At 34.1% G+C, this 22,412-nt stretch carries 25 protein-coding genes; 18 read left to right on the forward strand and 7 right to left on the reverse strand.

What is annotated here, in order from left to right; translation table 11 throughout:
• Positions 1-237: 237 nt before the first annotated feature.
• Positions 238-1,296, reverse strand: a complete 1,059-nt coding sequence (locus tag GIY83_RS06035) for a phosphatidylinositol-specific phospholipase C1-like protein (RefSeq protein ID WP_208685682.1) — start codon at positions 1,294-1,296, stop codon at positions 238-240.
• A 267-nt stretch (positions 1,297-1,563) separates the two neighbouring features.
• Here GIY83_RS06035 and GIY83_RS06040 point away from each other — a divergent pair, with 267 nt between their 5' ends.
• From GIY83_RS06040 to GIY83_RS25090, 6 genes are all read left to right on the forward strand, one after another.
• Positions 1,564-2,088, forward strand: coding sequence for an RNA polymerase sigma-70 factor (locus tag GIY83_RS06040; protein WP_194616203.1), 525 nt, complete (start codon positions 1,564-1,566; stop codon positions 2,086-2,088).
• Positions 2,089-2,171: 83 nt separating this feature from the next.
• The gene (locus tag GIY83_RS06045; protein WP_208685684.1) at positions 2,172-3,095 is read left to right on the forward strand and encodes a FecR family protein; all 924 of its coding nucleotides are present in this window, start codon (positions 2,172-2,174) and stop codon (positions 3,093-3,095) included.
• Between the two features lie 73 nt (positions 3,096-3,168).
• Positions 3,169-6,453, forward strand: a complete 3,285-nt coding sequence (locus GIY83_RS06050) for a TonB-dependent receptor (protein ID WP_208685691.1) — start codon at positions 3,169-3,171, stop codon at positions 6,451-6,453.
• A gap of 3 nt (positions 6,454-6,456) precedes the next feature.
• Positions 6,457-8,229, forward strand: coding sequence for a RagB/SusD family nutrient uptake outer membrane protein (locus GIY83_RS06055; RefSeq protein ID WP_194616200.1), 1,773 nt, complete (start codon positions 6,457-6,459; stop codon positions 8,227-8,229).
• Between the two features lie 550 nt (positions 8,230-8,779).
• Positions 8,780-9,154, forward strand: coding sequence for an STAS/SEC14 domain-containing protein (locus tag GIY83_RS06060; protein ID WP_208685693.1), 375 nt, complete (start codon positions 8,780-8,782; stop codon positions 9,152-9,154).
• Positions 9,155-9,300: 146 nt separating this feature from the next.
• Positions 9,301-9,432 carry a hypothetical protein gene (locus GIY83_RS25090; RefSeq protein WP_255474395.1) on the forward strand — a complete coding sequence of 44 codons (132 nt, stop codon included), beginning with the start codon at positions 9,301-9,303 and terminating at the stop codon, positions 9,430-9,432.
• 175 nt (positions 9,433-9,607) lie between these two features.
• Here GIY83_RS25090 and GIY83_RS06065 read toward each other — a convergent pair whose 3' ends face one another.
• From GIY83_RS06065 to GIY83_RS06080, 4 genes are all read right to left on the reverse strand, one after another.
• Positions 9,608-9,889 carry a PrgI family protein gene (locus GIY83_RS06065; RefSeq protein ID WP_194616198.1) on the reverse strand — a complete coding sequence of 94 codons (282 nt, stop codon included), beginning with the start codon at positions 9,887-9,889 and terminating at the stop codon, positions 9,608-9,610.
• A gap of 31 nt (positions 9,890-9,920) precedes the next feature.
• The gene (locus GIY83_RS06070) at positions 9,921-10,322 is read right to left on the reverse strand and encodes a hypothetical protein (RefSeq protein WP_228520416.1); all 402 of its coding nucleotides are present in this window, start codon (positions 10,320-10,322) and stop codon (positions 9,921-9,923) included.
• Positions 10,323-10,520: 198 nt separating this feature from the next.
• Positions 10,521-10,895: a hypothetical protein gene (locus GIY83_RS06075; protein WP_208685695.1), complete on the reverse strand. Its 375-nt coding sequence runs from the start codon at positions 10,893-10,895 to the stop codon at positions 10,521-10,523.
• 22 nt (positions 10,896-10,917) lie between these two features.
• Positions 10,918-11,064 (reverse strand): hypothetical protein, encoded by a 147-nt coding sequence (locus GIY83_RS06080; RefSeq protein ID WP_208685698.1) that lies wholly within the window; start codon positions 11,062-11,064, stop codon positions 10,918-10,920.
• A gap of 373 nt (positions 11,065-11,437) precedes the next feature.
• On the opposite strand from GIY83_RS06080, the gene GIY83_RS06085 reads away from it, so the two are divergent.
• From GIY83_RS06085 to GIY83_RS06105, 5 genes are all read left to right on the forward strand, one after another.
• Positions 11,438-13,588, forward strand: coding sequence for a catalase (locus GIY83_RS06085; protein WP_208685700.1), 2,151 nt, complete (start codon positions 11,438-11,440; stop codon positions 13,586-13,588).
• Positions 13,589-13,621: 33 nt separating this feature from the next.
• A complete protein-coding gene (locus GIY83_RS06090; RefSeq protein ID WP_208685702.1) occupies positions 13,622-14,278 on the forward strand; it encodes a DUF6766 family protein in 657 nt (218 codons plus the stop codon).
• A 26-nt stretch (positions 14,279-14,304) separates the two neighbouring features.
• Positions 14,305-14,778, forward strand: a complete 474-nt coding sequence (locus GIY83_RS06095) for a CinA family protein (protein ID WP_208685704.1) — start codon at positions 14,305-14,307, stop codon at positions 14,776-14,778.
• Positions 14,779-14,970: 192 nt separating this feature from the next.
• The gene (locus GIY83_RS06100; RefSeq protein WP_208685706.1) at positions 14,971-15,582 is read left to right on the forward strand and encodes a biliverdin-producing heme oxygenase; all 612 of its coding nucleotides are present in this window, start codon (positions 14,971-14,973) and stop codon (positions 15,580-15,582) included.
• Entirely contained in the window at positions 15,572-17,848 is a 2,277-nt protein-coding gene (locus GIY83_RS06105; protein ID WP_208685708.1) for an ATP-binding protein, read from the forward strand. Before GIY83_RS06100 ends, GIY83_RS06105 begins: the two co-directional genes overlap by 11 nt.
• Positions 17,849-17,935: 87 nt before the next feature.
• Here the strand turns inward: GIY83_RS06105 and GIY83_RS06110 are convergent, their stop codons facing one another.
• Entirely contained in the window at positions 17,936-18,853 is a 918-nt protein-coding gene (locus tag GIY83_RS06110; RefSeq protein WP_208687115.1) for a DsbA family protein, read from the reverse strand.
• Between the two features lie 165 nt (positions 18,854-19,018).
• Here GIY83_RS06110 and GIY83_RS06115 point away from each other — a divergent pair, with 165 nt between their 5' ends.
• The 5 genes from GIY83_RS06115 (at position 19,019) to GIY83_RS06135 (ending at position 21,027) form a co-directional block, all read left to right on the forward strand.
• Positions 19,019-19,336, forward strand: a complete 318-nt coding sequence (locus GIY83_RS06115) for a helix-turn-helix domain-containing protein (RefSeq protein WP_208685711.1) — start codon at positions 19,019-19,021, stop codon at positions 19,334-19,336.
• Positions 19,337-19,370: 34 nt separating this feature from the next.
• Entirely contained in the window at positions 19,371-19,523 is a 153-nt protein-coding gene (locus GIY83_RS06120; RefSeq protein WP_208685713.1) for an SMI1/KNR4 family protein, read from the forward strand.
• Positions 19,524-19,553: 30 nt separating this feature from the next.
• Positions 19,554-20,063, forward strand: a complete 510-nt coding sequence (locus tag GIY83_RS06125; protein WP_208685715.1) for a hypothetical protein — start codon at positions 19,554-19,556, stop codon at positions 20,061-20,063.
• A gap of 75 nt (positions 20,064-20,138) precedes the next feature.
• Complete coding sequence (locus tag GIY83_RS06130; protein ID WP_208685717.1) at positions 20,139-20,537, forward strand: hypothetical protein; 399 nt, start codon at positions 20,139-20,141, stop codon at positions 20,535-20,537.
• Positions 20,538-20,577: 40 nt separating this feature from the next.
• Entirely contained in the window at positions 20,578-21,027 is a 450-nt protein-coding gene (locus GIY83_RS06135) for a hypothetical protein (RefSeq protein ID WP_208685719.1), read from the forward strand.
• Here the strand turns inward: GIY83_RS06135 and GIY83_RS25165 are convergent.
• The gene (locus tag GIY83_RS25165; RefSeq protein WP_370514240.1) at positions 20,954-21,223 is read right to left on the reverse strand and encodes a ferredoxin-thioredoxin reductase catalytic domain-containing protein; all 270 of its coding nucleotides are present in this window, start codon (positions 21,221-21,223) and stop codon (positions 20,954-20,956) included. The two genes, GIY83_RS06135 and GIY83_RS25165, sit on opposite strands and share 74 nt — an antisense overlap.
• On the opposite strand from GIY83_RS25165, the gene GIY83_RS06145 reads away from it, so the two are divergent.
• A complete protein-coding gene (locus tag GIY83_RS06145) occupies positions 21,174-21,752 on the forward strand; it encodes a YARHG domain-containing protein (RefSeq protein WP_208685722.1) in 579 nt (192 codons plus the stop codon). The two genes, GIY83_RS25165 and GIY83_RS06145, sit on opposite strands and share 50 nt — an antisense overlap.
• Positions 21,753-21,818: 66 nt before the next feature.
• Positions 21,819-22,406, forward strand: a complete 588-nt coding sequence (locus GIY83_RS06150) for a hypothetical protein (protein WP_208685724.1) — start codon at positions 21,819-21,821, stop codon at positions 22,404-22,406.
• Positions 22,407-22,412 lie beyond the last annotated feature (6 nt).

A 22,412-nucleotide genomic window follows, 5' to 3' on the forward strand; every position in this document is an offset into this window, starting at 1 on the left:
AAGCGCGGATTGTCGCGGATTTTATTCTTTTTGTCATTGCGAGTAAAGAAGCAATTACATTTGCTAAATCAAGCTTTTTCTCTTATTGTTTGTAAGGTTGCTTTGTTCCTCGCAATGACTTTGTGTAAAGAATCCGTCTCGATTGGTATAAATCGGTGTGATCTGCGTGCCATAAAAAAGTTTCAGGTTTTATACCATTTAAAACTTGAAACCTGAAACAAAATAAAAGTGAAATTATTACTCCCCAGTAACGGGATTAACTCTCACATAACTACCATCATCATACTTAATTTGATAAGGAGAATCGAAGAGAGTACTTGGCAGATAATAATCGGTTGTAATGACTTGTGCGCCCGATTTTTTGGCAGCTTCAAAGTGAGTGTAATCATTTTTGCGGGCTTCTTTTGTATCTGAGTCGGCTCTTGTACGAATGATATATCCTTTTTTGACTAAATCGGTAATTTTTGGATCTTCAGAATTGCCGATCATTAAAGTTGCGGCTTCCGGTTTCCCTGGTTCTGCGCATATAAAAGCGGCGCGTCCTTTTAAGGATGGATGATTCAGGGCGTAAAGGTCTCTTTTGGTTCCGTTATTATCTAAGATAAATAAAAATTTACCTTTTGCTTTTTTCAGCGTTGGCCAATTGTTGTGCAGGACTGCTTCTTCTAAGGTTTTGTATTTTCCGCGAACCATATCCGGAGTGATTAGTTTATTGCCGAGACCTTTGCGAAGTTCAGCATCTAAAGCGTCGAACAATTCAGGTGTAAATTTCTCAGATTTTGTACCTAAAAAACTATCATCATCTTTGGGTTCCAGAGTAATAAAAACCGGAATGTGATCAGGATTGGCATCAGACCATTTTTTTAGTTCTCCAAGACAGTTTTGCAAAGTGTAACAAGAGGTTCTAAAATCAATATCGATCATATGAAAGACCTTAAAACCCGGTTTGTTCATTTCTCCATTTGGGTCATAAACTTTTTCAGATTTTGCCAGATCCAATCCTTTTGGGTGTGCATATTTCCCGCCTTTAGGATCGCCCTGAACATCAATTTCGAGATTTCTTAAACCCTTATTCAATTGATCAGTAATTGAAATATGTGTGTATTGCAATCCTTTTAAGGAACGCGATGTATCTTTTGCCTGAATAAGATTGTATAAATCGGGTTCGATATTCTGGCGGTAACTATTGTGTGAACCTATTACTTGTATTTGATTGATTTTTAGATTGTCGTTTTGTGCCTGTACGCTGTTATGTAGGGCGCCGGCAAGAAATAAGGTAAACAGAATTTGTTTCATGGTTTTAAGAAGTGTAATTTTTTATTAATACTGAGGACGCAGCACAAGAAAATTACCTTTTTTAGAAAACACTAATGTAAAGACGGGATTTGATTTTTATGTTATTAAAAAAAAAAGAAATCGCAACCTGATTGTAATCATTGTCCGGAAATAGTAGTATTTCTACATCAAAATAATTCTTTATTTAATTTAAAGATAACCTTCAGGCAAAAAACTTTGGTATAACATTTTATTATTTTACATCACCAAACAGTCTTGAAATAAGTTATGAAAAACCCTGAAATTTTTGAAAAAGCGTATAATGATTACTGGAAAAAGCTTAATGCATTTTCTTATACGATGACTCAGGATAAAGACTTGGCGCAGAATATCGTGCAGGATGTTTTTATTGATTTATGGGAACGAAAAGACCACATTACTATAAATGCCATCGAACCTTATTTATTCAGGGCCGTAAAAAATCAGGTCTTCAAACATTACCAAAATAACAAGTTCGACAAGACGATTCTCGAGGATAAATTCGAAGATTATATTATTGATAATTTCAGTTCGATCGATCCTGAATTAATGGATTTACTGTATTGCTTATTAGATAAACTTCCGGAGAAGAGAAAAGAAGTTTTACTAATGTACAAATTTCAGGATATGTCAATTGATCAGATTGCGGAAGAGCTTGGAATTTCGAAACAAACGGTAAAAAATCAAATTTCTTCGGCTTTAAAACAATTGCGTGAAGGCTTAAAAGACCTTGCCTGGCTAGCTCCAATGATCTTTTTTAAACAAAATTTTTAAGATAACTTTCTGTTAATGGTTTCATAATATTTGGCGATAGTACGATTTTGCATTTCTGGTACTTATTGGTAATAACAAGTATTATGATAAAAAGAATCAAGCACAGTTTAGAATATCTTATCGATAAAAGTTCCCGACATAAAACTTCAAGAGCAGAAGAAGATTTGTTGCATAATTTTACTTTTAGCGAATATCAAAAATCAAAGTGGGATGTATCTTCCATGGGAAATCCGGACCAAGTTGCTCATGATATTTACGACAATATCCAAATTCGAATAGGAAAGAAGAAAAACTTCAATCCTTACTTAAAATATATGGCAGCTGCCAGCATTCTTTTTCTGGTTGGTTTAGGGTTTTACTTTAAACCAGTTACTACAGCCGAAAAGCAATTATCATTTAAAACGTCAGATACCCCCAAATCTATCCAATTAAGTGACGGCTCGAAAATTTATCTGGCAGCAAATTCATCATTTCAGTATCCTGAAAAATTTGTGGGCGAGCAAAGAAAGGTTTCTTTACTAAAAGGAAATGCATTTTTTGAAATAGCCAAAGACAAAAAGCATCCTTTTATTATCAGTTCCGGCGAAATTAAAACCAGAGTGGTGGGAACTTCATTTCACATTCAAATGTCAAAATCAAAATGTGAGGTAATTGTCGTGACCGGAAAGGTAAATGTTTCTGTAAAAGGGCAGAGCGTTGATTTGGTTCCAAATGAAGAAGCTTTGTTTATCGCACAAAAATTAACCAAACAAATGGCTGAAAAATCGTATTTGGTCAATTGGTACAATACAGATGTTACGCTCAATCAAACTACTTTAAAACAAGTAATTACGGTTTTACAATATAAATACGGAGTTTCATTTCAGTATGAAAATAAGCTCGTATTGGCAACGCCATTAACGGTGTTCATAAAGAAGGACGCATCATTAGAGAATGTTTTAGAACAAATAAATTATATCACAAACCTAAAATTTAAAGTTTATGGCGAAATAGTAAAAGTGGATTAAAAACAAAAAAGCAGTTGCTGAGAACAACTGCCATTTATCATTAAGTATCGTAAAAAAACCAATAACTTAAATCATGTATTTTAAACCTTCTTATTTAAATCTAAAGAGTTTCATCTTTTTAGTACTAGCGTTACTGACCATTGAGAGTGGTTTTAGTAAAACTAATTCATTAAAAAAATCAAAAATAGAAAATAAAATAGAAAAAGCTACACTTGTTTCTATTTTTTCAAAATTGAGCGCGCAAACCGATTATAAATTCAGCTACGGACAAGCTATTATTGCTGATAATACCACATATACAGTAAATTACACGAATGAATCTGTGGCATTGATTTTAAGTGATCTTTCTAAAAAAGCCAATTTCAATTACAACATTAATGGTAAATTGGTTTTAATTCAAAAAGCAGTTGTGCCAAGAGCAGTTCCTGCAAAAGCGGTTGACAAAATTAGAGTAAAAGGAAAAATTGTTGACGAAAACAAATTGCCAATTCCGGGGGCAACAGTAATCGAAAGTGGGTCTTCAAACTCAACTGTTACTGATTTTGACGGGGTATTTGAACTTTCTGTAGGAGAAGGAAAAAATATCGAAGTTTCCTATGTAGGTTACACAACAAAAGTTCTTGCTGCACAGTCTGGTTTTATGACTGTTCAATTAGAACCAAGCACTGCCGAATTGAGTGAGGTTTTAGTTGTGGGTTACGGAAAACAAGCCAAAAAAGATGTTACCGGAGCTGTTACACAATTAGAAGCAGCTAATTTTAAGCAAGGTGTAAACGTTTCTGTTGATAATTTATTACAAGGAAAAGTGGCCGGTGTTCGGGTTGTGAATACAAGCGGAGAACCTGGTGCTGGCGTAAACGTTACCATTCGTGGAGTGGGATCTATCAGAAGCGGAAGTACACCTTTATTTGTTGTTGATGGTATGCCATTGTCCAATGATGATACAAGCCCTGCCGGAACTAATGTTGGTTTTGGAGGTTCAACGGCAAAAAATCCATTAAACTTTTTGAATACAAGTGATATCGAATCGATTACAGTTTTAAAAGATGCATCTGCTGCGGCTATTTACGGAGCAAGAGGATCTAACGGAGTTGTTTTGGTGACCACTAAAAAAGGATCTAAAGGCGAAGGAACATTAACCTTTGACTCTTATATGGGAGTTTCTACTGTTGCTCATAAATTAGATGTTTTAGATGCAGGCCAATATAGAAACGCTATAAAAGATAAAGCATTTGATCATGGCGGAAACACAGATTGGCAGGATGTAATTTTTAGATCTGCAATTACTACAAACAACGCTTTATCTTTTGCAAAACAAACAGAATCAGGAAATTATTATGCATCTGTTGCACAAATGGATCAGGAAGGTATTATTCATAACAGTAATTTCAAACGTCTCTCGGGTAGAATTAATGCTGCTGAATCATTTTTAGACAACAAACGTTTAAAAGTAAAACTGAATCTTACTGCGAGCCAGACTACAGATGATGGCGTTCCTACAAGTGATGACGGTGGTTCTAACGGACAATTGATTGTGCATACTTTGATGGCAAACCCAACAAGATCAGTTTTTGATGCTAACGGAAAGTACACCAATTTTAATATGAACGCACATTATAACCCAGCTTATTTATTAAGTATTTATGAGGATCAAACGCGTACATTAAGAGTTTTAGGAAATCTAGAGGCTTCTTTGAGAATTATTGACGGATTAGAATATAAATTAAATATTGGCGTAGATCGCTCTACATCAGAAAGAAATACTACAATTTATCCCAACCTTACCGATTTAAATCCAAAAGGTAAATATGTTCAGAACAATCTTGATTCAAAAAATTCTTTGGTTGAGCATTATCTAACTTATAATAAGGCATTCGATAAACATAAATTTGAAGTTCTTGGCGGATTCTCTTATCAAAAATTTGAAAGATCAGGAACAAGTTTCAGTATTGATGGAATTTCAGCGCAGGGAGCAGGTGTAAAACCGTCTATTAATCCAGGTTTTGCAGGAACGCAGTCTGGTACAACAGGTTATGCTCAGGAAAACGAATTGCAGTCTTATTTTGGAAGATTAAATTACGGTTTTGATAATAAATACTTATTAACAGCTTCTATGAGAGCTGATGGTTCTACACGTTTTGGAGATAATAACAAATATGGTTATTTCCCTTCATTTGCTTTAGGATGGAATATTTCTAATGAAAATTTCCTGAAAGATTCTCAAACAATCAATAACCTAAAGCTTAGAGCAAGCTGGGGACAAACAGGAAATCAAGAAGTACCCAATAAACAAACTAAGGCAAGTTACTCTTTGGCTGGCCCGGACGGATATTATTTAAATGATGATTTAAATCTTGTAAATGGTGTTTCTGTTTCCAGAACAGCAAATCCAGATTTAAAATGGGAAGTTGTTACACAATATAATGTAGGTCTTGATTTTAATTTGTGGAATGACAAATTTTATGGAACTGTAGACTATTTTAATAAAACAACTACAGATGCTATTTTGTATATACCTTCAACTCCTTTGAGTCAGACAAAATTTATTTGGACAAATATTGACGGTAAAATTGTTAACAAGGGTATTGAGATTATGCTGGGTTCTAAAATCATCGATAGAAAAGATTTCACTTGGAATGTTGATGTGAATGGATCAACATTAAACAACAAAATTGAAAACTTACCGCTTTCAGAGATCTTAACAGGTGCTATTTCTGGTCCTGGACAATCAGGGGTTAATGCTAATATTTACAAAAGCGGTTATTCGGCTGGTTCATTTTATTTGTTAGAGCACACTGGTTTTGATCAAAATGGAGCAAACGTATTTAAAGACCAGAACGGAGACGGTAAAATTGATAACAGCGACAGGATTATTATCGAAGGAGCTTTACCGACTTTTTATTACGGTTTCAACAGTGATATGAGATATAAAAACTTTAGTTTTTCATTCTCAATTATTGGGCAAACGGGCGGTTATTTGTTGAATAATACAGGATTGAATGCTTTGAATATTAATAACTTAGCATCAGATCGTAACGTGGCAACAGGATATTATGAGTCAGGGGCAAATCCAACAAACTCACCAATTTTGTCTACGCTTTTCTTAGAAAAGTCTGATTTTATAAGATTAAATGCGGCACGTATAGGTTACAATTTTGATTTGAAAGGATTGAACTGGATTAATGGCTTAACACTTTATGTTACAGGAAATAACCTAATTACAATTACAAATTATACAGGATTTGATCCATTAGTAAATACGCCTAAAGCAACCGACGGTAACCAATCTATTGGAATTGATTACGCAGCTTATCCAACTTCGAGAACGTTCAGTTTCGGAGCAACTTTAAAATTATAAATTATGAAGACAAAGACATTATTAAGCATAAAATTTTTAACATTATTTTCTTTTATTTTTCTACTAAACAGCTGTACTGATCTGGATGAAGTTTTTTTAGATGAAATACCTGGAAATACAGTTTCAGATCCAGCGGGTTCACTTGCTGCGGCTTATGACAGATTGGGTGACGGAACTTTCGTTGATCATGGAGCCATTTTTGCCATGCAGGAATACACTACAGATGAAGCTATTTTACCAACTCGTGGAAGTGACTGGGGAGATGGCGGAAAATGGAGAGATATGCACGAATTTACCTGGAGCTCTACCAATTCAATCATTGTAGGTAACTGGGATTTATTAACAAATGGTATTACACGTTGTATAACGGCTATACAATCGGCTGAACAAAGTTCAATTCCCGAAAAGAAATTATATGCTGCAGAAGCAAAAGCACTTATGGCTTTTTACACGTATACCACTTTGGATTTATACGCACAGGCTCCATATAAAGATCCAATGGATGCAAAAGCGACTTTACAAATTTTAAAAGCTGATACTCAAATAGATAAATTAATTACAGATGTTGAGGCTTTAATTCCTGATTTAGCTGATATTGGAACGCAGAGAACCTATCAGGGAAGATTTACCAAACAAGCCGCTTATGCTTTTTTAGCCAACATGTATTTAAATCGTGCTGTATTCAAAGATCGTTACAATGCATCATCAAATTTCAATTTCAATGAACCAGCTGTAACAGGAAGCGCAGGAACAGATATGGATCGTGTTATTTATTACACGTCGTTACTAATCGATTCAGGAAAATTCAGTTTAGAAAGTGACTTTTTCAAAAACTTTGCAAGAGACAACAATAACGGTAAAGAGCTTATTTTTGCCATTTCTCAAAAAATAGATTACATCCGTAACGGTTCAAACAGTTTTGCATATGTGTGTATGGAGCGTAACCAGAGAACATCTGCTGCAAACAGAGGAACAAATGCAGCTTGTACAACACCTGAATTCTACGCATCATGGGATGGCAATCATGACGATCCACGATTTGAACAACATTACCAATATGCTGATGGTACATGGTTCATGAACGATGGTACAGATGTAAGTGTTCCTGCAACAGATATCGTACCTAAAAGCAGCCCGGCTTTGCCATGGTTCCATTTCAACAGAGGAATCCAGGCAGGACTTCAATACGGCCCAATATTATTGCCTTCAGGATCTCTTGAAATGGTAGGTAACCGTATCAAAGTTTCTCCATTATTTATGGAAAAAAGTACCGGTACAAGAATGAATTTTACCCCATCATTAACATTTGCAGACCCTACTAAATCTGTTTTTGCTCAAAACGAAATCAATCAGGGAGCCCGTGTTTTTAAATACGAATTTGATCCTGAAGGAGGAAATGGTAACAGTAATGTCGATATTCCATTATTCCGTTTAGGAGGAATTTATGCCATGAGAGCCGAAGCTTATTTTAGAAAAGGAAGCACAGGTTTAGCCATGATCGATCTTAATACACTGCGTACAAGCAGAAAAAGAGAGTCATTATTTGGTAATGCTCCGGGGAAAGCCCTTACGTCTTTAGATGCAGCGCAATTGTACAAAGAATTAGGTTTCGAATTGTACTGGGAATTACAAAGAAGACCACAAAGTATCCGTTTTGGAAAATTCGATTTAGCCGGAACTGCAAAAGCTGCTTCTCAACCCTTTAGAAGAGCATTTCCAATTCCACAAACCGTAATTGACCAAAAGGTATTCAAACAAAATCAAGGATATAATTAAAAGTTTTGTGTTAGTTTATTTTTTTTTACAAAGAGCCTGTTTCGAAAGAGACAGGCTTTTGTCTTTTTAGTTCTCAAGGTTATACATAAAGTAAAAACCTTTGAACCTTTACAACTAATCTCAAGCGCTAAAAAAAATAGAACCTTAGCAGCATAGTATCTCAGAGCCTTAACAATAGGGGATTCACCATCCCGATAGGAGGAAAAAGTTACCTTGCGCGTATACGCCCTCTTATCGGGATACTGTCGGGCTTTCGCTGCTACTTCGCTAACTTAGCTCTATTCCTTATGTGCGTGTAGTTTTCAAAAGAGGATTTACCGGGTTTATCTTTCAAGAATAAAAATGCATCTTTCATAGGCAAAACCCACAATGAGAAAACCTCCGAACCTTTACACCTCAAAAACAAAGTAGTTATAATATAAAACTCAACCGAGATCTTATAAGATTCAAAACCAATTCTATAACTAAATTTGATAGTAATTTTCAACCCTTCGAAAATTTCAAAAAGTATAAAAATTCAAGAATCACTAATTCAAAAAAATCGCATAAAATGATACATCAAATCGATACAACAGACAATATTGTAGCTTTTAGAGCTTTGGCCGAAGTAACAAAAGAAGACTTTCTTAGCGTAGTTGTTCCCGCTGTAGAGCATTTAGTTAAGCAAAGTAACGAAGTCAACTTTTTATTAGTTCTCGACACTGATATTCAGAATTTTACAGCCGGTGCCTGGTTGCAGGATGCTTTACTAGGATTAAAACATTTAGGAAAATGGAATAGGGCAGCAATTGTAACAGATTCTGAGGAAATCATAACTTTTACAAACGGTTTTAGTTTTGTCGTTCCCGGAGAATTTAAAGGATTTAAAAAATTAGAATTCAACAAAGCTTTAAATTGGGTCGAAGGAAATATTCAAATTAAATAATCATTGGCAGTATAAGCTTATAAATTGATTTTAATTGAAGTAAATTAGCTCAGATGTCAAGGCTTTAAATTAAAATTGGTTTATGTTTTTACCCCCAGTATCAGATCCAAGGGTTAATGCTGTGGCTTAAGATACTGTAAAAAATCTTGGCCATAAAGAATACAGTACATAAAGCAGCGACAGGGAAACAACAACAACCCAATACAACTAAAATAGTATCAGATCCAACAGCTAATCCTGTTCGATTGGATACCGTAAAAAGTCCCACTAAAAAATAGAAGTTAAGTTGAATCTTAAGAATGTAAATGGCCTGTAAATATTCAGGCTTTTTTTATTTCCAAAATTTAAAAGCCACGAATTCAGGAATCTTTCTAGCTGATGATGTAGCATGATCCGTGAATTCGTGGCTGACAAATATTTTTTTTGGTTTCTTATTTAAACTAAAAGAAATTTTTAGTGATTGTATTCGATACCACTACTATCAGTAAGTTCTTTCTTTGCTTTAGATACCTTGGTAAATTGTTTGTAAGCTGCTGACGCCAATAATGGTAAAGCAAGACCTCCAATAAGGTTACCTACTTTATTTTGTCCCGCTTTTTTTAGTACAGCGCCAACTATAAGAGAACTAACTCCAGCGCAGGCAAGCTGTTTTGCAGAAAGGTTTGGTATTTTGTTATTTGTTTTTTCAGGGGTAATTCCGTGTAATAATGGATCTATAAAATTTAAATTTTCCATAAGTTTTCAATTTATTTAGTTATACTTTTTTTTATGCAGATAGCTTATCGCCATCTGTCTGGTTCTCAATTTTTTCGATTTCTACTTTTTCTTTTTTAATAGCCTGTCTCAATAAAGCAAAAAGGCTCATATAGACATTAGCCATAAAAACAAGCGAAAATCCTGCCAAAATATAGCCACGCCAATCATTTAGCAAAAGTTTATAATTACAAAGGATTAAAAAAGCAATTGTGACATAATGGCTAAAACAGTATTCGCAGGTAAAGAGATAAAAAACCTTTCTGGACAAAATTGTCTTATCATTTTTAGAATGTTTTACACACCATTCGCGAGGCTCTTTAAATATTTCTTCATGCGTTACAGTCCAGCTGATGCAAGCTATCGGGATAGCCAGAACAAATAACCAGACAATTTGAATTGTTATCTCCATCATACAAATGCATTTTCTTACTCGATTATAATTTGTTTAAAACCAATAGCTTAAAATTACATCAATTTGCATTTAAATAGATTACATAGTTTTAATTTTTTATTATAGAATTTTATAGCAAATTTCAGATTTCAATTTACAAAAAATAACCGTTAAGTTTTAAGTGCTTAACGGTTATCTAACTATAATATTTCATGATTTCTAGAAATTTTCCGGATTCGTACTCGGAAAAGGATCGTGGGATACCTCGTCTAAATCCTCTTCAATATCTCTCAGATTTTCATCATTTTCTGAATCATCATCATCCAGATCGCCGTCTTTTTCTACTGCATTATCCAAATCTTCCGGATCTTCGTCATTCGTGATTTGATCTTCTCCGTTTAGAATAGGTTCTCCGTCAGGATTATTTTCGTTTCTGTTATAATCGTTTGTTTGGTGATTAACATCATCGATAAATTCTTCCTGAATCTGGTATTTTTCATCCTGATTAGCATTTTCCTTATCAATAAGTGTGTCTAAGTCCTGATTAAAATCACGATTTTCCTGACCGTAATTTTTATTGTTTTCATTTTCCATAGTTAGTATACTTTAGAATTAATTACTTCTTTGCCGAAGGCTTCTTCCCATCTTTTTCATTTGGTTTAGTTTCTCTTTTTGCAGATGTTTCTTTTTTGTCTATTTTTTTGTCCATAGACTTTGCACCGGATGTCGAGGTGCTGCTGTTTTTTTGATCTGTAGTTTTCATGATATTTTTTTAAATGTTTGTTATGGTACAAATCTACTTCCTCAATGCTGCTTGTTTCTTACAAAAAAACATATTCTAATTGTATAATTAACAGCACCTTATAATGTAAGTTTTTTGTTGAATGATATAACTTTTCAGCACAGTTAAAAATCTATTTTCTAAAAGAATTAGTCAATATTTATAACTGATTATCAAATGTTTAAATGATGTAATCTTTGACTATAATCATGTAAGCAGTTGGTTGTATTGTACCCTACATTTGTCAGGCTTGTTACAGTTTATAATTCTCGCTGACTATTTTAATGACTTATTAAATGAGAATATAAACTGCTTTTTAAAACCATTTTTAAAATCCTAAACAACTATCAAAAAAATGAAAAATTCAAAGAAACCAAGTCAGGATCATGCTGATGAAAAACAAAGAGATTTAGAATTTAATAAATCAAATGCTGAGAATCAATTTCTGACCACCAATCAGGGAGTGAAAATTAATGACAACAACAATTCACTAAAAGCTGGTGAAAGAGGACCATCTTTACTGGAAGATTTTATTCTTAGAGAAAAAATTACCCATTTTGATCACGAACGTATTCCCGAAAGAATCGTACATGCAAGAGGTTCGGCAGCTCACGGTTATTTTGAATTGTATGAGTCGATGGAGAAATATACCAAAGCCGGTTTTCTTAACGATAAAAGCATCAAAACGCCTGTATTTGTCCGTTTTTCAACTGTCGCAGGTTCAAGAGGTTCAACCGATTTAGCGCGTGACGTACGCGGATTCTCGGTTAAATTTTACACACAGGAAGGAAATTATGATTTGGTAGGAAACAATATGCCTGTCTTTTTTATTCAGGATGCCATGAAATTTCCTGATTTAATACACGCAGTAAAACCCGAACCACATCACGAAATGCCTCAGGCAGCATCGGCTCACGATACTTTTTGGGATTTTATTTCTTTAATGCCAGAATCGATGCACATGATTATGTGGGTAATGAGCGACAGGGCAATCCCCAGAAGTTTAAGAATGATGGAAGGTTTTGGAGTACACACCTTTAGATTCATAAATAAAAATAACGAATCGTATTTCGTGAAATTTCATTGGAAACCTAAATTAGGAACTCACGCTGTAGCTTGGGATGAAGCACAAAAAATATCAGGTAAAAACTCCGATTTTCACAGGCAGGATTTATGGGAAGCCATTGAAGGCGGAAACTTTCCTGAATGGGAATTAGGCGTACAAATCATTCCTGAAGCCGACGAACATAAATTCGAATTTGATCTTTTGGACCCAACCAAATTGGTTCCGGAAGAACTGGTTCCCGTGCAAATTATAGGTAAAATGGTTCTGAATAAAAATCCGGATAACTTTTTTGCAGAAACAGAGCAGGTTGCTTTTCACCCAGGACATGTAGTTCCTGGAATCGATTTCTCGAATGATCCCTTATTACAAGGAAGATTATTCTCATATACCGATACGCAATTATCAAGATTAGGAAGTCCTAATTTTCATGAAATCCCAATCAACCGTACTGTTGCGCCTATGCACAACAATCAGCGTGACGGACATATGCGCCAGGAAATTCCAACCGGTCGTGTGAGTTATCATCCTAATTCATTAGGCGGTGGTTGTCCGTTTCAGGCAAAAATAGACGAAGGAGGTTTTAGTAGTTTCAACGAACGAATCGATGCGCAAAAAATACGTGAAAGAAGCGAGAGTTTCTCAGACCATTTTAGCCAGGCAAAACTTTTCTTCAACAGCCAAACGCCAATTGAGCAAAACCATATTGGAGAGGCTTTGTCTTTTGAATTAGGAAAAGTAGAAACAAAAGCCATTAGAGAACGTATTTTGGGATTAATTTCTCAAATCGATAAAAATCTGGCGACAAAAGTAGGTAAGGCATTAGGTATGAATGTACCAACTGAACTTGAAAAACCAATTAATCAAGGCGTTGGAGCTGATGATGAAGGGAAACAAGAGCCGAGAGAAGTAAAACAATCTATAGATAATTCGGATGCTTTAAGTATGTTGAAAAATCCAACTATTTCGAATACTATTGCCACAAGACAAGTTGCTTTTTTATGTGCAGAAGGCGTAAATGCAGAATCTGTAAAAACCATGAAACTAGCCTTAAAAGATGCCCGAGCAAAAGCTGTAATTATCGCACCGCATTTAGGTACAATTGTATCAGAAGAAGGTCTGGAAATTGCTGTAGATCAAAGTTATCTTATTGCCGCTTCGGTATTGTTTGATGCTGTTTATATTCCGGCAGGAAAAGGAATTTTGGCACTTAAAAACAAGAAAGAAGTAGGTGAATTTATAAAAGATGCTTACCATCACTGTAAGTTTATCGCAGCCGAAGGTCAGGGCGTTCAGGTTCTTCCTTTAAAAGACGACGTGCACAAAGATGCGGGAATTTTAACCAGCGAAAAAATAGGGGATAAGGCTTTGGCCACTTCTTTTATAAAAGCAATGGGAAGACACCGTTTCTGGGAAAGAGAAGAGTTATTAAAAAAAGAATAATTTTTTAGAAATGTAATTTCTAATAAGCAGGAAATGAAAAAGTTTTTCTACCATAACAGTTTGTCGATTGTGTTTCTGTTACTTTTTATCGGTGCCTTTATAGGTCAGATATTTTTTGGTATAGAAGAATATAACAAAGGGCTTTTAGAAAACGGTGGTCATGCAGTTACGATGAGCAATTATCTGACCACCGGACATTTCATAGAAGCGACTTTCGAAAATTGGGAAAGTGAGTTTCTACAAATGGCTTTGTTAGTATGGCTTACTATTTTTCTCAAACAAAAAGGATCATCAGAATCTAAAGGTTTTGATGGAGATGAAGAAGTTGACCGTGAGCCTTCACCCAACCGAAAAGGCGCACCATGGCCGGTGAAAAAAGGAGGAGTTTGGCTTTGGCTATATAAAAACTCATTGACAATCAGTTTGTTTTTGCTGTTTTTTGCTTCTTTTGTACTTCATTTTTATGGAAGTTTAAAAGACGAAAATACAGCGAATGTTTTAAAAGGAAATCCACAACTTTCTTTGGTGGATTATCTGGGAGAATCAAGATTTTGGTTTGAATCTTTTCAGAATTGGCAAAGCGAATTTCTTTCGGTTTTTGCCATTATAGTATTGTCTATTTTTTTAAGACAAAAAGGATCTTCACAATCTAAACCTGTAGACGCGCCTCATAGCGAAACAGGAGAATAAATAAGTATAATTAATTAGATAATAATATGGCCTCAGAAAAAGTGACTGCATGTTGCCAGGCTCTAATAAAAAAAAATTGGACCATCGCTTTTGTAGAAAGTGCCTCGGCAGGAAAATTAAGTTATGAATTTTCGACCGTGATCAATTCGGGACAAATCCTCATTGGTGGAATGGTTTGTTATCATACCTCAATGAAAGAAGATTTGCTTTTGATTCCGCAGGGAACAATTAGAAAACATACCGCAGAATCAGCCATTGTTACCAAGTTAATGGCACAGAATTTCCATCGTTATGTTCTGTCTGATATTTGTGTTGCCTTAACCGGGCTCACAACGCCGGGTGGAAGTGAAACCCCACGCAAACCTGTAGGAACCATTTTTGTTCATATTATCTTTCCCGATAAGGAAATCGCCAGACAATTTACATTTAAAGGAAAACCTGATAGCATCGTTGATCAGGCTATTGATGCAGTTTCAGAATTGATTTTGGAAGAGGTATAAATATAAGATTTAAATCAGTTTTAGGCCTTTAAATGCACAGTAAAATGTTATTTTAAATAAACCGTTTAAAATTTTACCGATTAAAATGCTACATTTACCAGAATGCCATAATGGTGTTTTTCACATTACCTAAAAACATGAATTAGATGGCATATCGTCCAAAATTAATTTATATTTCTACAATCTACTACAATGACTAACAATTTAGATTCCACTATAAATGTTGATTTTTTAGATAAGCTAAAAAATCAAACAGTAACAGCGCATAAAAAGCTTGAAAGTCTTCCGGTTTCAGCATCTATACTTTCTCCTCAAATGAAGATAGCTGACTATTGCCATTATTTATCTCTAATGTATGATGTACATTATAGCGCTCAGGAAATTGTTTTTCCTTTGCTAAAAGATCATATTGCAGATTTAGCAGAAAGAGAAAAAACGCAATTAATAAATAAAGATCTTTCTTTTTTACATTACACAAAAAATAATACAGTTTGGGTTTTTAGCAATAAGGCTATAAATGTTCCATTTGCACTGGGTATTCTCTATGTTATAGAAGGATCCTCGCTTGGAGGGCGTTTTATTCTAAAAAATATTGAAACAATTCCGGGATTAGATCAGCAGCAGGGAGTTTCGTATTTTACAGGTTACGGTAATAAAACAGGAAGTTATTGGAAAACTTTTTTAAACCAGCTTACAGCATACGAACAGCAAAATAATTGCCAGGACGAGATCATAAATGGTGCTGTTTATGCTTTTGATACTATTTACAACCATTTTTTGAATACGGCCAACAATGAAGATTAAGGATATTGTTAACCGCGATTTGGTCACACTAACAAATTGTGAGCATGAACCCATACATATTCCGGGAAGTATTCAGCCGCATGGTTTTTTGTTAGGAATTGATTTAGATTGGAAAATTGAATTTTGTACTGCCAATATTAATTTGTTTCTCGATTTAACGTACGATGAATTATTAGGACATAAATTCAGTAAAATTTTTGGAGCACCAGCACAAAAAGAGCTTTATGATTATGTACACAATCAAAAAGAGCAACTTGTTTTTCCGCTTGAAGTCGAACTAAAAGGAATAGCATTTCAGATTACGATACATAAATCTGGTGCTATTTATGTGCTTGAAGCAGAGCCACAATCTACAGGCAAAGAACAATTGGCCAATATTTACGCGCAGACCATTCAGTTTGTGTCTAATATGAATAATACCCGATCATTAAAAGAGTTATGCGCACTTGTTGCAGAGGGAACAAGGGAAATAACAGGATATGATCGTGTAATGATTTATCGTTTTGATGAGGATTATAACGGTGAAATTTTTGCTGAAGATTGCAGGGAAGATCTGGAACCATTTTTAGGACTTCATTATCCTCATACTGATATTCCGGTTCAGGCGAGAGAATTGTATATGAAAAATCTTTTGCGTCTTATTGTTGATATTGGTTACGAACCGGTTCCCATTTTTACTATTGATGACAAAGAAAATAAGAATCTTGATCTGAGTCTCTCTTCGCTGCGAAGTACATCGCCAATTCATGTTGAATATCTTAAAAATATGGGCGTTGGCGCAACACTTACCATTTCGCTTATTCATCACGGCAGATTATGGGGACTTATTGCCTGTCATCATTATTCGCCTAAAAATATTTCTCCAGAAATTAGACTGGCAGCCAAACTTCAGGGACAATTTATTACTTCTCAAATCGATTTAAGACAATCGAATGATGAATATGAGATTGCCCGTAAAACCAATAAAGCCCTGGAACGATTAACGGATTTAAATCTTCCATTAGTACATGACTCTTTCGAGATTATTTGCGCTAATCCTGAATTGTTAAAGCTTTGTAATGCTACAGGAGTTTCTATTTGTATTGGAAATAAAATGTATAAAAACGGAATAACGCCATCTGATCAGGAGATCGAAAAGATCATTCTAAGCATGCATGATAATGAGTACGGAAAAACATTCAGTACCAATAAACTGAGCAATTTTGTAACAGATTTAAAGAGTTACGAGCATGTATCTGGAATAATTTATTATGCTTTGGGGGATGGCAACAATATTATATGGTACAGGCCGGAAACGGTTGCTGTGATCAATTGGGCCGGAGATCCTGAAAAAGCCATTATTATCGATAGTAAAGGACTGCATCCCAGAAATTCATTCAATTTATGGAAACAGATTATAAAACATCAAAGTAAAGCCTGGTTACAACCGGAGCTAAATGCAGCGGCAAGTTATGCACATTCTCTTCATAATCAGATTATAATGTTATTGCTTAGTGAAGAGGAGGAGAAATACCGAAATCTGAGTGATGTATTAAAAGAAACAAATCTGGAACTGGAAAACATTAACTGGATTAGTACGCACGATTTGCAGGAACCTTTACGTAAGATTCAGTTTATTGCTTCGAAAGTATTATCAGATACTACCGAAATTCCTTCGGTGGCGATAATAGATTCGTTACAGCGAGTGACCAAATCGGCAAATAGAATGCAGAATTTATTGATAGATATCCTTAAATATACCCGAATAAAACATACCAAAGAATCTATTCAAAAAGTAAACCTTAATACGATTATGGAAGAAACTTTGCAGGATATGAAGGAAATAATCCAGGAAAACAAAGCTACTTTTGAATGTGAAAGTTTGCCTGAAGTACATGCAGTTCCGTTTTTGATGAAGCAGTTATTTTCAAATATCATGCAAAATTCATTAAAATACGCCTCCGTAAACCGACTTCCGGTAATTAAAGTAACAGCTTCAAAAGAACCGGAAATCAATGAATATTCTAATAAAGTATATTGTAATTGGGTCAAGTTTACTGATAACGGTATTGGTTTCGAACAGGAATATGCCGAATCTATTTTTAAAATATTTACCAGGTTACATACACTTGAAAAATACGATGGTTCAGGTGTTGGACTGGCATTATGCAAAAAAATTATGCAAACCTGCCACGGAAATATTCGCGCAGTTGGTAAACTGAATGAAGGAACAGAAATTACGATTTATTTTCCTTGCGATCCAAAAGATTCTCTTATTGCTAATTGAGTTTAATTGTCTTTTAATGAGTTAACTAAGGCTTTTAAAGGATGTGATAAAGTCGCAAAGAATGCCTTGCGACTTTTTATTTTTAGGTTATTTTCTACTATAAAGTGAACCATTCCTGATTGATTTTTTATTCAATTCTCCTTTTTCGTATAAGCTTTCTAAAATAGTTGTCGCTTCAGAATACGATTTATCCAAAATCACAGCGTATTCTTTTGGAGCCAAAGTGGGATAAATTTCAAAAAGGGCTAAAGAATTTGCAGCTATAAATATTTTCTTTTTGGCATCAGGATATAAAGCTAATATAGCGTTTTCATACGATGCGTAAGGTTTAGAACCGTAAACCGTTAGCTGATTATTATTTGCATCAGAAAAAAATAAAGTTGGAAAACCTCTTACGCCAAGTGTTCTCCCATAAGTCAAATCGTCCTGAAAAAGAATTTTTGCCTTACCGTCATAATCGGTTTTTAATTTATTAAGATCAAGACCGGCAAGCTCAGCGGCCTGGGCAATGTTTTCCCATTTTGCAATATTTCTCTTTTCGAGATATAATTTCTCACGAAGAATTCGCATAAATTTTATTGCTTTTTCCTTACTCTGAATTTGCGCCGCTTTCATGGCAATACAAGACGGATATGAGGAATCGAGAGGATCTTCAAGCCATACATTTCCATCGATTGGCATTTCGTAATGTAAACTTGCTTCATCCCAATGATGTGCCACATCTGCTGGTTTGCTTATTTCGCCGCTGTTGTAAGACCAGTCGGGTAATAGGCCCCCCATTCGATAATCAATCTCGATATAATGTCCATATTCGAGTTTTAGTTTTCTCAATTGTGGCTCAATTCCCCAACACGAGGAGCAGATAGGATCTGTATAATATACTATTTTTACCGGTTTGTTTTCTGTTGTAATTGTGCCATTCTTATTTAGTTTTTCATCAACAGGCATTTCGCATGTTCCGGTTTCGGGATCGCATAATAATGGATTTATTTTATTTTCGTTCATTTTTGAGGTGGTTTGTGATTGGCAGCTAAAACTGTACATCAGGATTAATAATAGCGACAGTATTTTCATAAATAACTGTTTTAAATTTACGCTTCGGTTTTTAATTTTATAATTTTACTGCAAACTTCGCTCATCTTTAATCACAAGTCAATTAGTCTAAAAAATATGACTACAGAAAATAAATCTCAAAAAGAAAATGAATGTCCGGCAGAAGGGCTTCTAAAATTGTTATCCGGAAAATGGAAACCACAGATTTTTTTGTTGGCGGTTAATGGTCCTTTGCGCTTCAATGGACTTCTACGAGATATTAAAGGAGCTAATAAACAATCTATCGCCGTGGCGCTTCGCGAGCTGGAAGATTTTGGAATTTTAGACAAAAATGTGATCAAGCTGAAACCACTTCATATCGAATATAATTTATCTGAAAAAGGAAAATCTTTGATTCCGGTTTTTAAGCAATTGGAGTTTTTTTTGGAAAGGTAATCTCTGCGCAACTTAGATTTAAACAATAATTCAAATGACCATAATACAAAAAATTAAACGCCTTTATAACCTTTCGGAAAATGAAAATTATGGATTTTCGGAAGCTGAGATTCTTGAACTTGAAAAAAAATTAGAGGTAACGCTTCCGGCAAAACTTAAAGAATATTATCTGGAATTAGGAAAATAAGAAAACCTAAATCACTCTTTTAACAGGCTTTTGAAACTAGAAAGCGAAATTGGTTATTCAGACGATGGATATTTGGTTATTTACCAAGAAAACCAAGTTGTAGCATTTTGGGGAATCAAAAAAGAAGATTTAAAGTTAGATAATCCGCCAATATATGGCAATTATGATACCATTGAAAAATCGGACTGGGAAATTGAAACCCAAACCACTGAGATTTTTTTTCTTTTTATGGCTGTTTTTAATGGCACTTTGGGCGGACTAAAATATAACGGAAATTATTTTGGTGCAATTGATTCAGATATTGTAAAGTTTGTTGAGCAAAACTGGATCTTAATACCGGATATAAGTCGTGATAATCAAAAAGTATATACTGAACATTACAATGAGCTGATCAGTCTGTCTTTTGATCAAGATAATAATTGCACGGCAGCTTTTATAGGAACAAGCCATCAGGATCGTTTCGATAGTATTTTAGAGAATTTAGATATTGACTGGTCTTATCTTTCGTATGATGATGACGGGGAATATGAAGAAGAGTAGTGGTAATAAATATTATTTTTGTAAGAAGGAAACTTTCAAAATAAATATCAAACAAACCATTAAACACTAAAAATGATGAAAAAACTATTTTTAATTTTACTGTTGTTATTGCAAATACCTACAATCTCAGGACAAAATCAAAGTGAAGACCCTTCATCAAAAAAAATTATCGGAACCTGGTACATGGATCAAAACCGGGATACGAAATGGGTTTTCAGTCAGGATGGAAAAGTCTACAACTATAATAAAAACATTTTTAAGGTCATGTATCGCTATACCATTTCGCACTCCTGTCAAAATTATTTATCTGAGACTATTGAATTTATAACATTAATGGACAAAGACGGAAATGAATTTTGTTTTAGAATAAATGCAATCAACGAAAACAAAAATGGCATATTATCACTTACTAAAATGGATAATATGGAGCAACTATTATTTGTAAACAATACTGATGTAATCGTAAGGAAATAAACAATTTAAAATTAATTATTGATGATTTAGTTTCGAAAAAATGAACATACCTTTAATTTTATTTGTGTTGTTTTTAATAGCAATTGTTTCCTGTAAACGAAATACTGCTGACACTATTTATTCCGTTTCTTATAGTATCGAAAATGGAGGTAAGGGCGCTGCCAGTTTCAGTCTTTTAATTTCAAAAGATTCGACAAAGTACCTATGGGCAAATTATAAAGAAACAAAAACCAGATCTGAAGTTACATCCAGCGATAGATGGAAAAAAATAATAAATAGCATCAAGTTGGTAGATTTTAAGCGTATTAATAGTGGTAAACGTCGTATTCAATATGATAGTTCAGATGTTGTAATAACAATAAATGCAGATAAAGAATATAAATTGATCAATAGAGAAGAGGATTCCGTAAATTATACTAAGATAAAACCTTTAGAAATATTGCTGAAGCAAGAATATAAAAAATTAGATTCTTTAGCATTACATCTTTAATTAATACAAAAATGAAGCAATTACAATTAATACTCCTGGTAATCTTATTTGCTAATACAGCACAATCGCAGGCAATTAATGACTGTGAAACTTGTTTGTCTAAAACAATAAAACAAGAACAAATAAAAAACTTAAGCGTAGATGAATTGCGTTTTCTTACCAATGATTTATACGCCCGAAAAGGATATAAATTCAAAAGTGGTGAAATAGACAGTTACTATTCTGATAAAAAATGGTATAAACCAATCAATGAGAATGAGAAAATTGTTTACAACACAATTGAACAGCAAAATTTGCAATTATTTAAGCAAAGAACAGCTGAACTTAAAACAGATCGTGATAAGTTAATGAATGAGTTAAAGATATTTAAAGCTACAATATTGAGTAATGATAAAGTTACCCTAAAAAATAAATATTCATTTACAACCCAAAACAAGCAATACAAAAATATTACTGAAGCTTTAACAAAATTAAATCTTGAGGATGTAAACTGGTCGAAAAATAAAGGTTTATATAGTGTAACTATTGATAACGGTGATTATGTAATGGCGTATGAGCTAAAGATAGAAAAGAATCATGTAACGGTACAATATAGCAGCAGAGGAGGATCTGATATTGCAGAATCTTTGTACCCAAGCGAGTTCTCTGATGAATTTTCTTTTTGGTGGGAATTTGAATGGAAAAATGACACGCTGAAATTCATAAAAATGAATGTAGCAGGCTAGAGAATAGATTTTTTTTTAGATCATTTAGAAAATCAAAATTTAAAACAAAAACATAAAATCACCAATATGTCTCTATACAAATTCGACGAAGTTTTAAATGACTTAATGGATTATTTCATTTTAGGCGATCCGGATTATTTATTGCAGTATAAAACTGAAAATAATTTGCCTGATGATTTGCTTACGGAATTTACTACAGAAGAAACTGGTGATCAGGTTGTAGAACAAGGAGTAATGGTACCGATGATAGGAATTGAAAATCATCCGTACACTGTATACTTCAATCTTTCGGTTCAAACTCCGGAGCTTTTAAAACCAGAAAATGAACTTCAGCATCAGCGTGACGGATATTGCTTAAAAGTAGTCAACGGACGAATTTACCTTTATACAATTCCTTATCTAAGAAATTTTACAACACCAACAGTCGAAGTCTTAAAGAAATTCAAAAATGCTACGATAGAATTACCAAATGGCTGGTATACAGTTTCTGTGTTAGCCGGATTAACAAAACAGCTTACAGAAATAGAAACGGTTTCAGGCGAAATAAAACAATTTGAAAGCATGGAACCCACTTTTGAATTTGTTTTGAAACCATCAACTGAAAAACCAGATTATACAGCAGATTTTAATTATCAGTTTAAAGTGGAAGTATAAGTTATA

The organism is Flavobacterium sp. SLB02, assembly GCF_009664855.1.
In the GTDB taxonomy this organism is placed as follows: Bacteria; Bacteroidota; Bacteroidia; order Flavobacteriales; family Flavobacteriaceae; genus Flavobacterium.

Excerpts from the sequence above, each read along its gene's own strand:
- GIY83_RS06065 (WP_194616198.1), bottom strand. The coding sequence starts at position 9,889 with ATGGAAAATTTAAATTTTATAGATCCATTATTACACGGAATTACCCCT.
- GIY83_RS06135 (WP_208685719.1), top strand. The coding sequence starts at position 20,578 with ATGAACATACCTTTAATTTTATTTGTGTTGTTTTTAATAGCAATTGTT.
- GIY83_RS06055 (WP_194616200.1), top strand. The coding sequence starts at position 6,457 with ATGAAGACAAAGACATTATTAAGCATAAAATTTTTAACATTATTTTCT.
- GIY83_RS06085 (WP_208685700.1), top strand. The coding sequence starts at position 11,438 with ATGAAAAATTCAAAGAAACCAAGTCAGGATCATGCTGATGAAAAACAA.
- GIY83_RS06110 (WP_208687115.1), bottom strand. The coding sequence starts at position 18,853 with ATGAACGAAAATAAAATAAATCCATTATTATGCGATCCCGAAACCGGA.
- GIY83_RS06040 (WP_194616203.1), top strand. The coding sequence starts at position 1,564 with ATGAAAAACCCTGAAATTTTTGAAAAAGCGTATAATGATTACTGGAAA.
- GIY83_RS06080 (WP_208685698.1), bottom strand. The coding sequence starts at position 11,064 with ATGAAAACTACAGATCAAAAAAACAGCAGCACCTCGACATCCGGTGCA.
- GIY83_RS06070 (WP_228520416.1), bottom strand. The coding sequence starts at position 10,322 with ATGATGGAGATAACAATTCAAATTGTCTGGTTATTTGTTCTGGCTATC.
- GIY83_RS06060 (WP_208685693.1), top strand. The coding sequence starts at position 8,780 with ATGATACATCAAATCGATACAACAGACAATATTGTAGCTTTTAGAGCT.
- GIY83_RS06050 (WP_208685691.1), top strand. The coding sequence starts at position 3,169 with ATGTATTTTAAACCTTCTTATTTAAATCTAAAGAGTTTCATCTTTTTA.
- GIY83_RS06075 (WP_208685695.1), bottom strand. The coding sequence starts at position 10,895 with ATGGAAAATGAAAACAATAAAAATTACGGTCAGGAAAATCGTGATTTT.
- GIY83_RS06095 (WP_208685704.1), top strand. The coding sequence starts at position 14,305 with ATGGCCTCAGAAAAAGTGACTGCATGTTGCCAGGCTCTAATAAAAAAA.
- GIY83_RS06035 (WP_208685682.1), bottom strand. The coding sequence starts at position 1,296 with ATGAAACAAATTCTGTTTACCTTATTTCTTGCCGGCGCCCTACATAAC.
- GIY83_RS06130 (WP_208685717.1), top strand. The coding sequence starts at position 20,139 with ATGAAAAAACTATTTTTAATTTTACTGTTGTTATTGCAAATACCTACA.
- GIY83_RS06105 (WP_208685708.1), top strand. The coding sequence starts at position 15,572 with ATGAAGATTAAGGATATTGTTAACCGCGATTTGGTCACACTAACAAAT.
- GIY83_RS06120 (WP_208685713.1), top strand. The coding sequence starts at position 19,371 with ATGACCATAATACAAAAAATTAAACGCCTTTATAACCTTTCGGAAAAT.
- GIY83_RS06115 (WP_208685711.1), top strand. The coding sequence starts at position 19,019 with ATGACTACAGAAAATAAATCTCAAAAAGAAAATGAATGTCCGGCAGAA.
- GIY83_RS06090 (WP_208685702.1), top strand. The coding sequence starts at position 13,622 with ATGAAAAAGTTTTTCTACCATAACAGTTTGTCGATTGTGTTTCTGTTA.
- GIY83_RS06100 (WP_208685706.1), top strand. The coding sequence starts at position 14,971 with ATGACTAACAATTTAGATTCCACTATAAATGTTGATTTTTTAGATAAG.
- GIY83_RS06150 (WP_208685724.1), top strand. The coding sequence starts at position 21,819 with ATGTCTCTATACAAATTCGACGAAGTTTTAAATGACTTAATGGATTAT.
- GIY83_RS06045 (WP_208685684.1), top strand. The coding sequence starts at position 2,172 with ATGATAAAAAGAATCAAGCACAGTTTAGAATATCTTATCGATAAAAGT.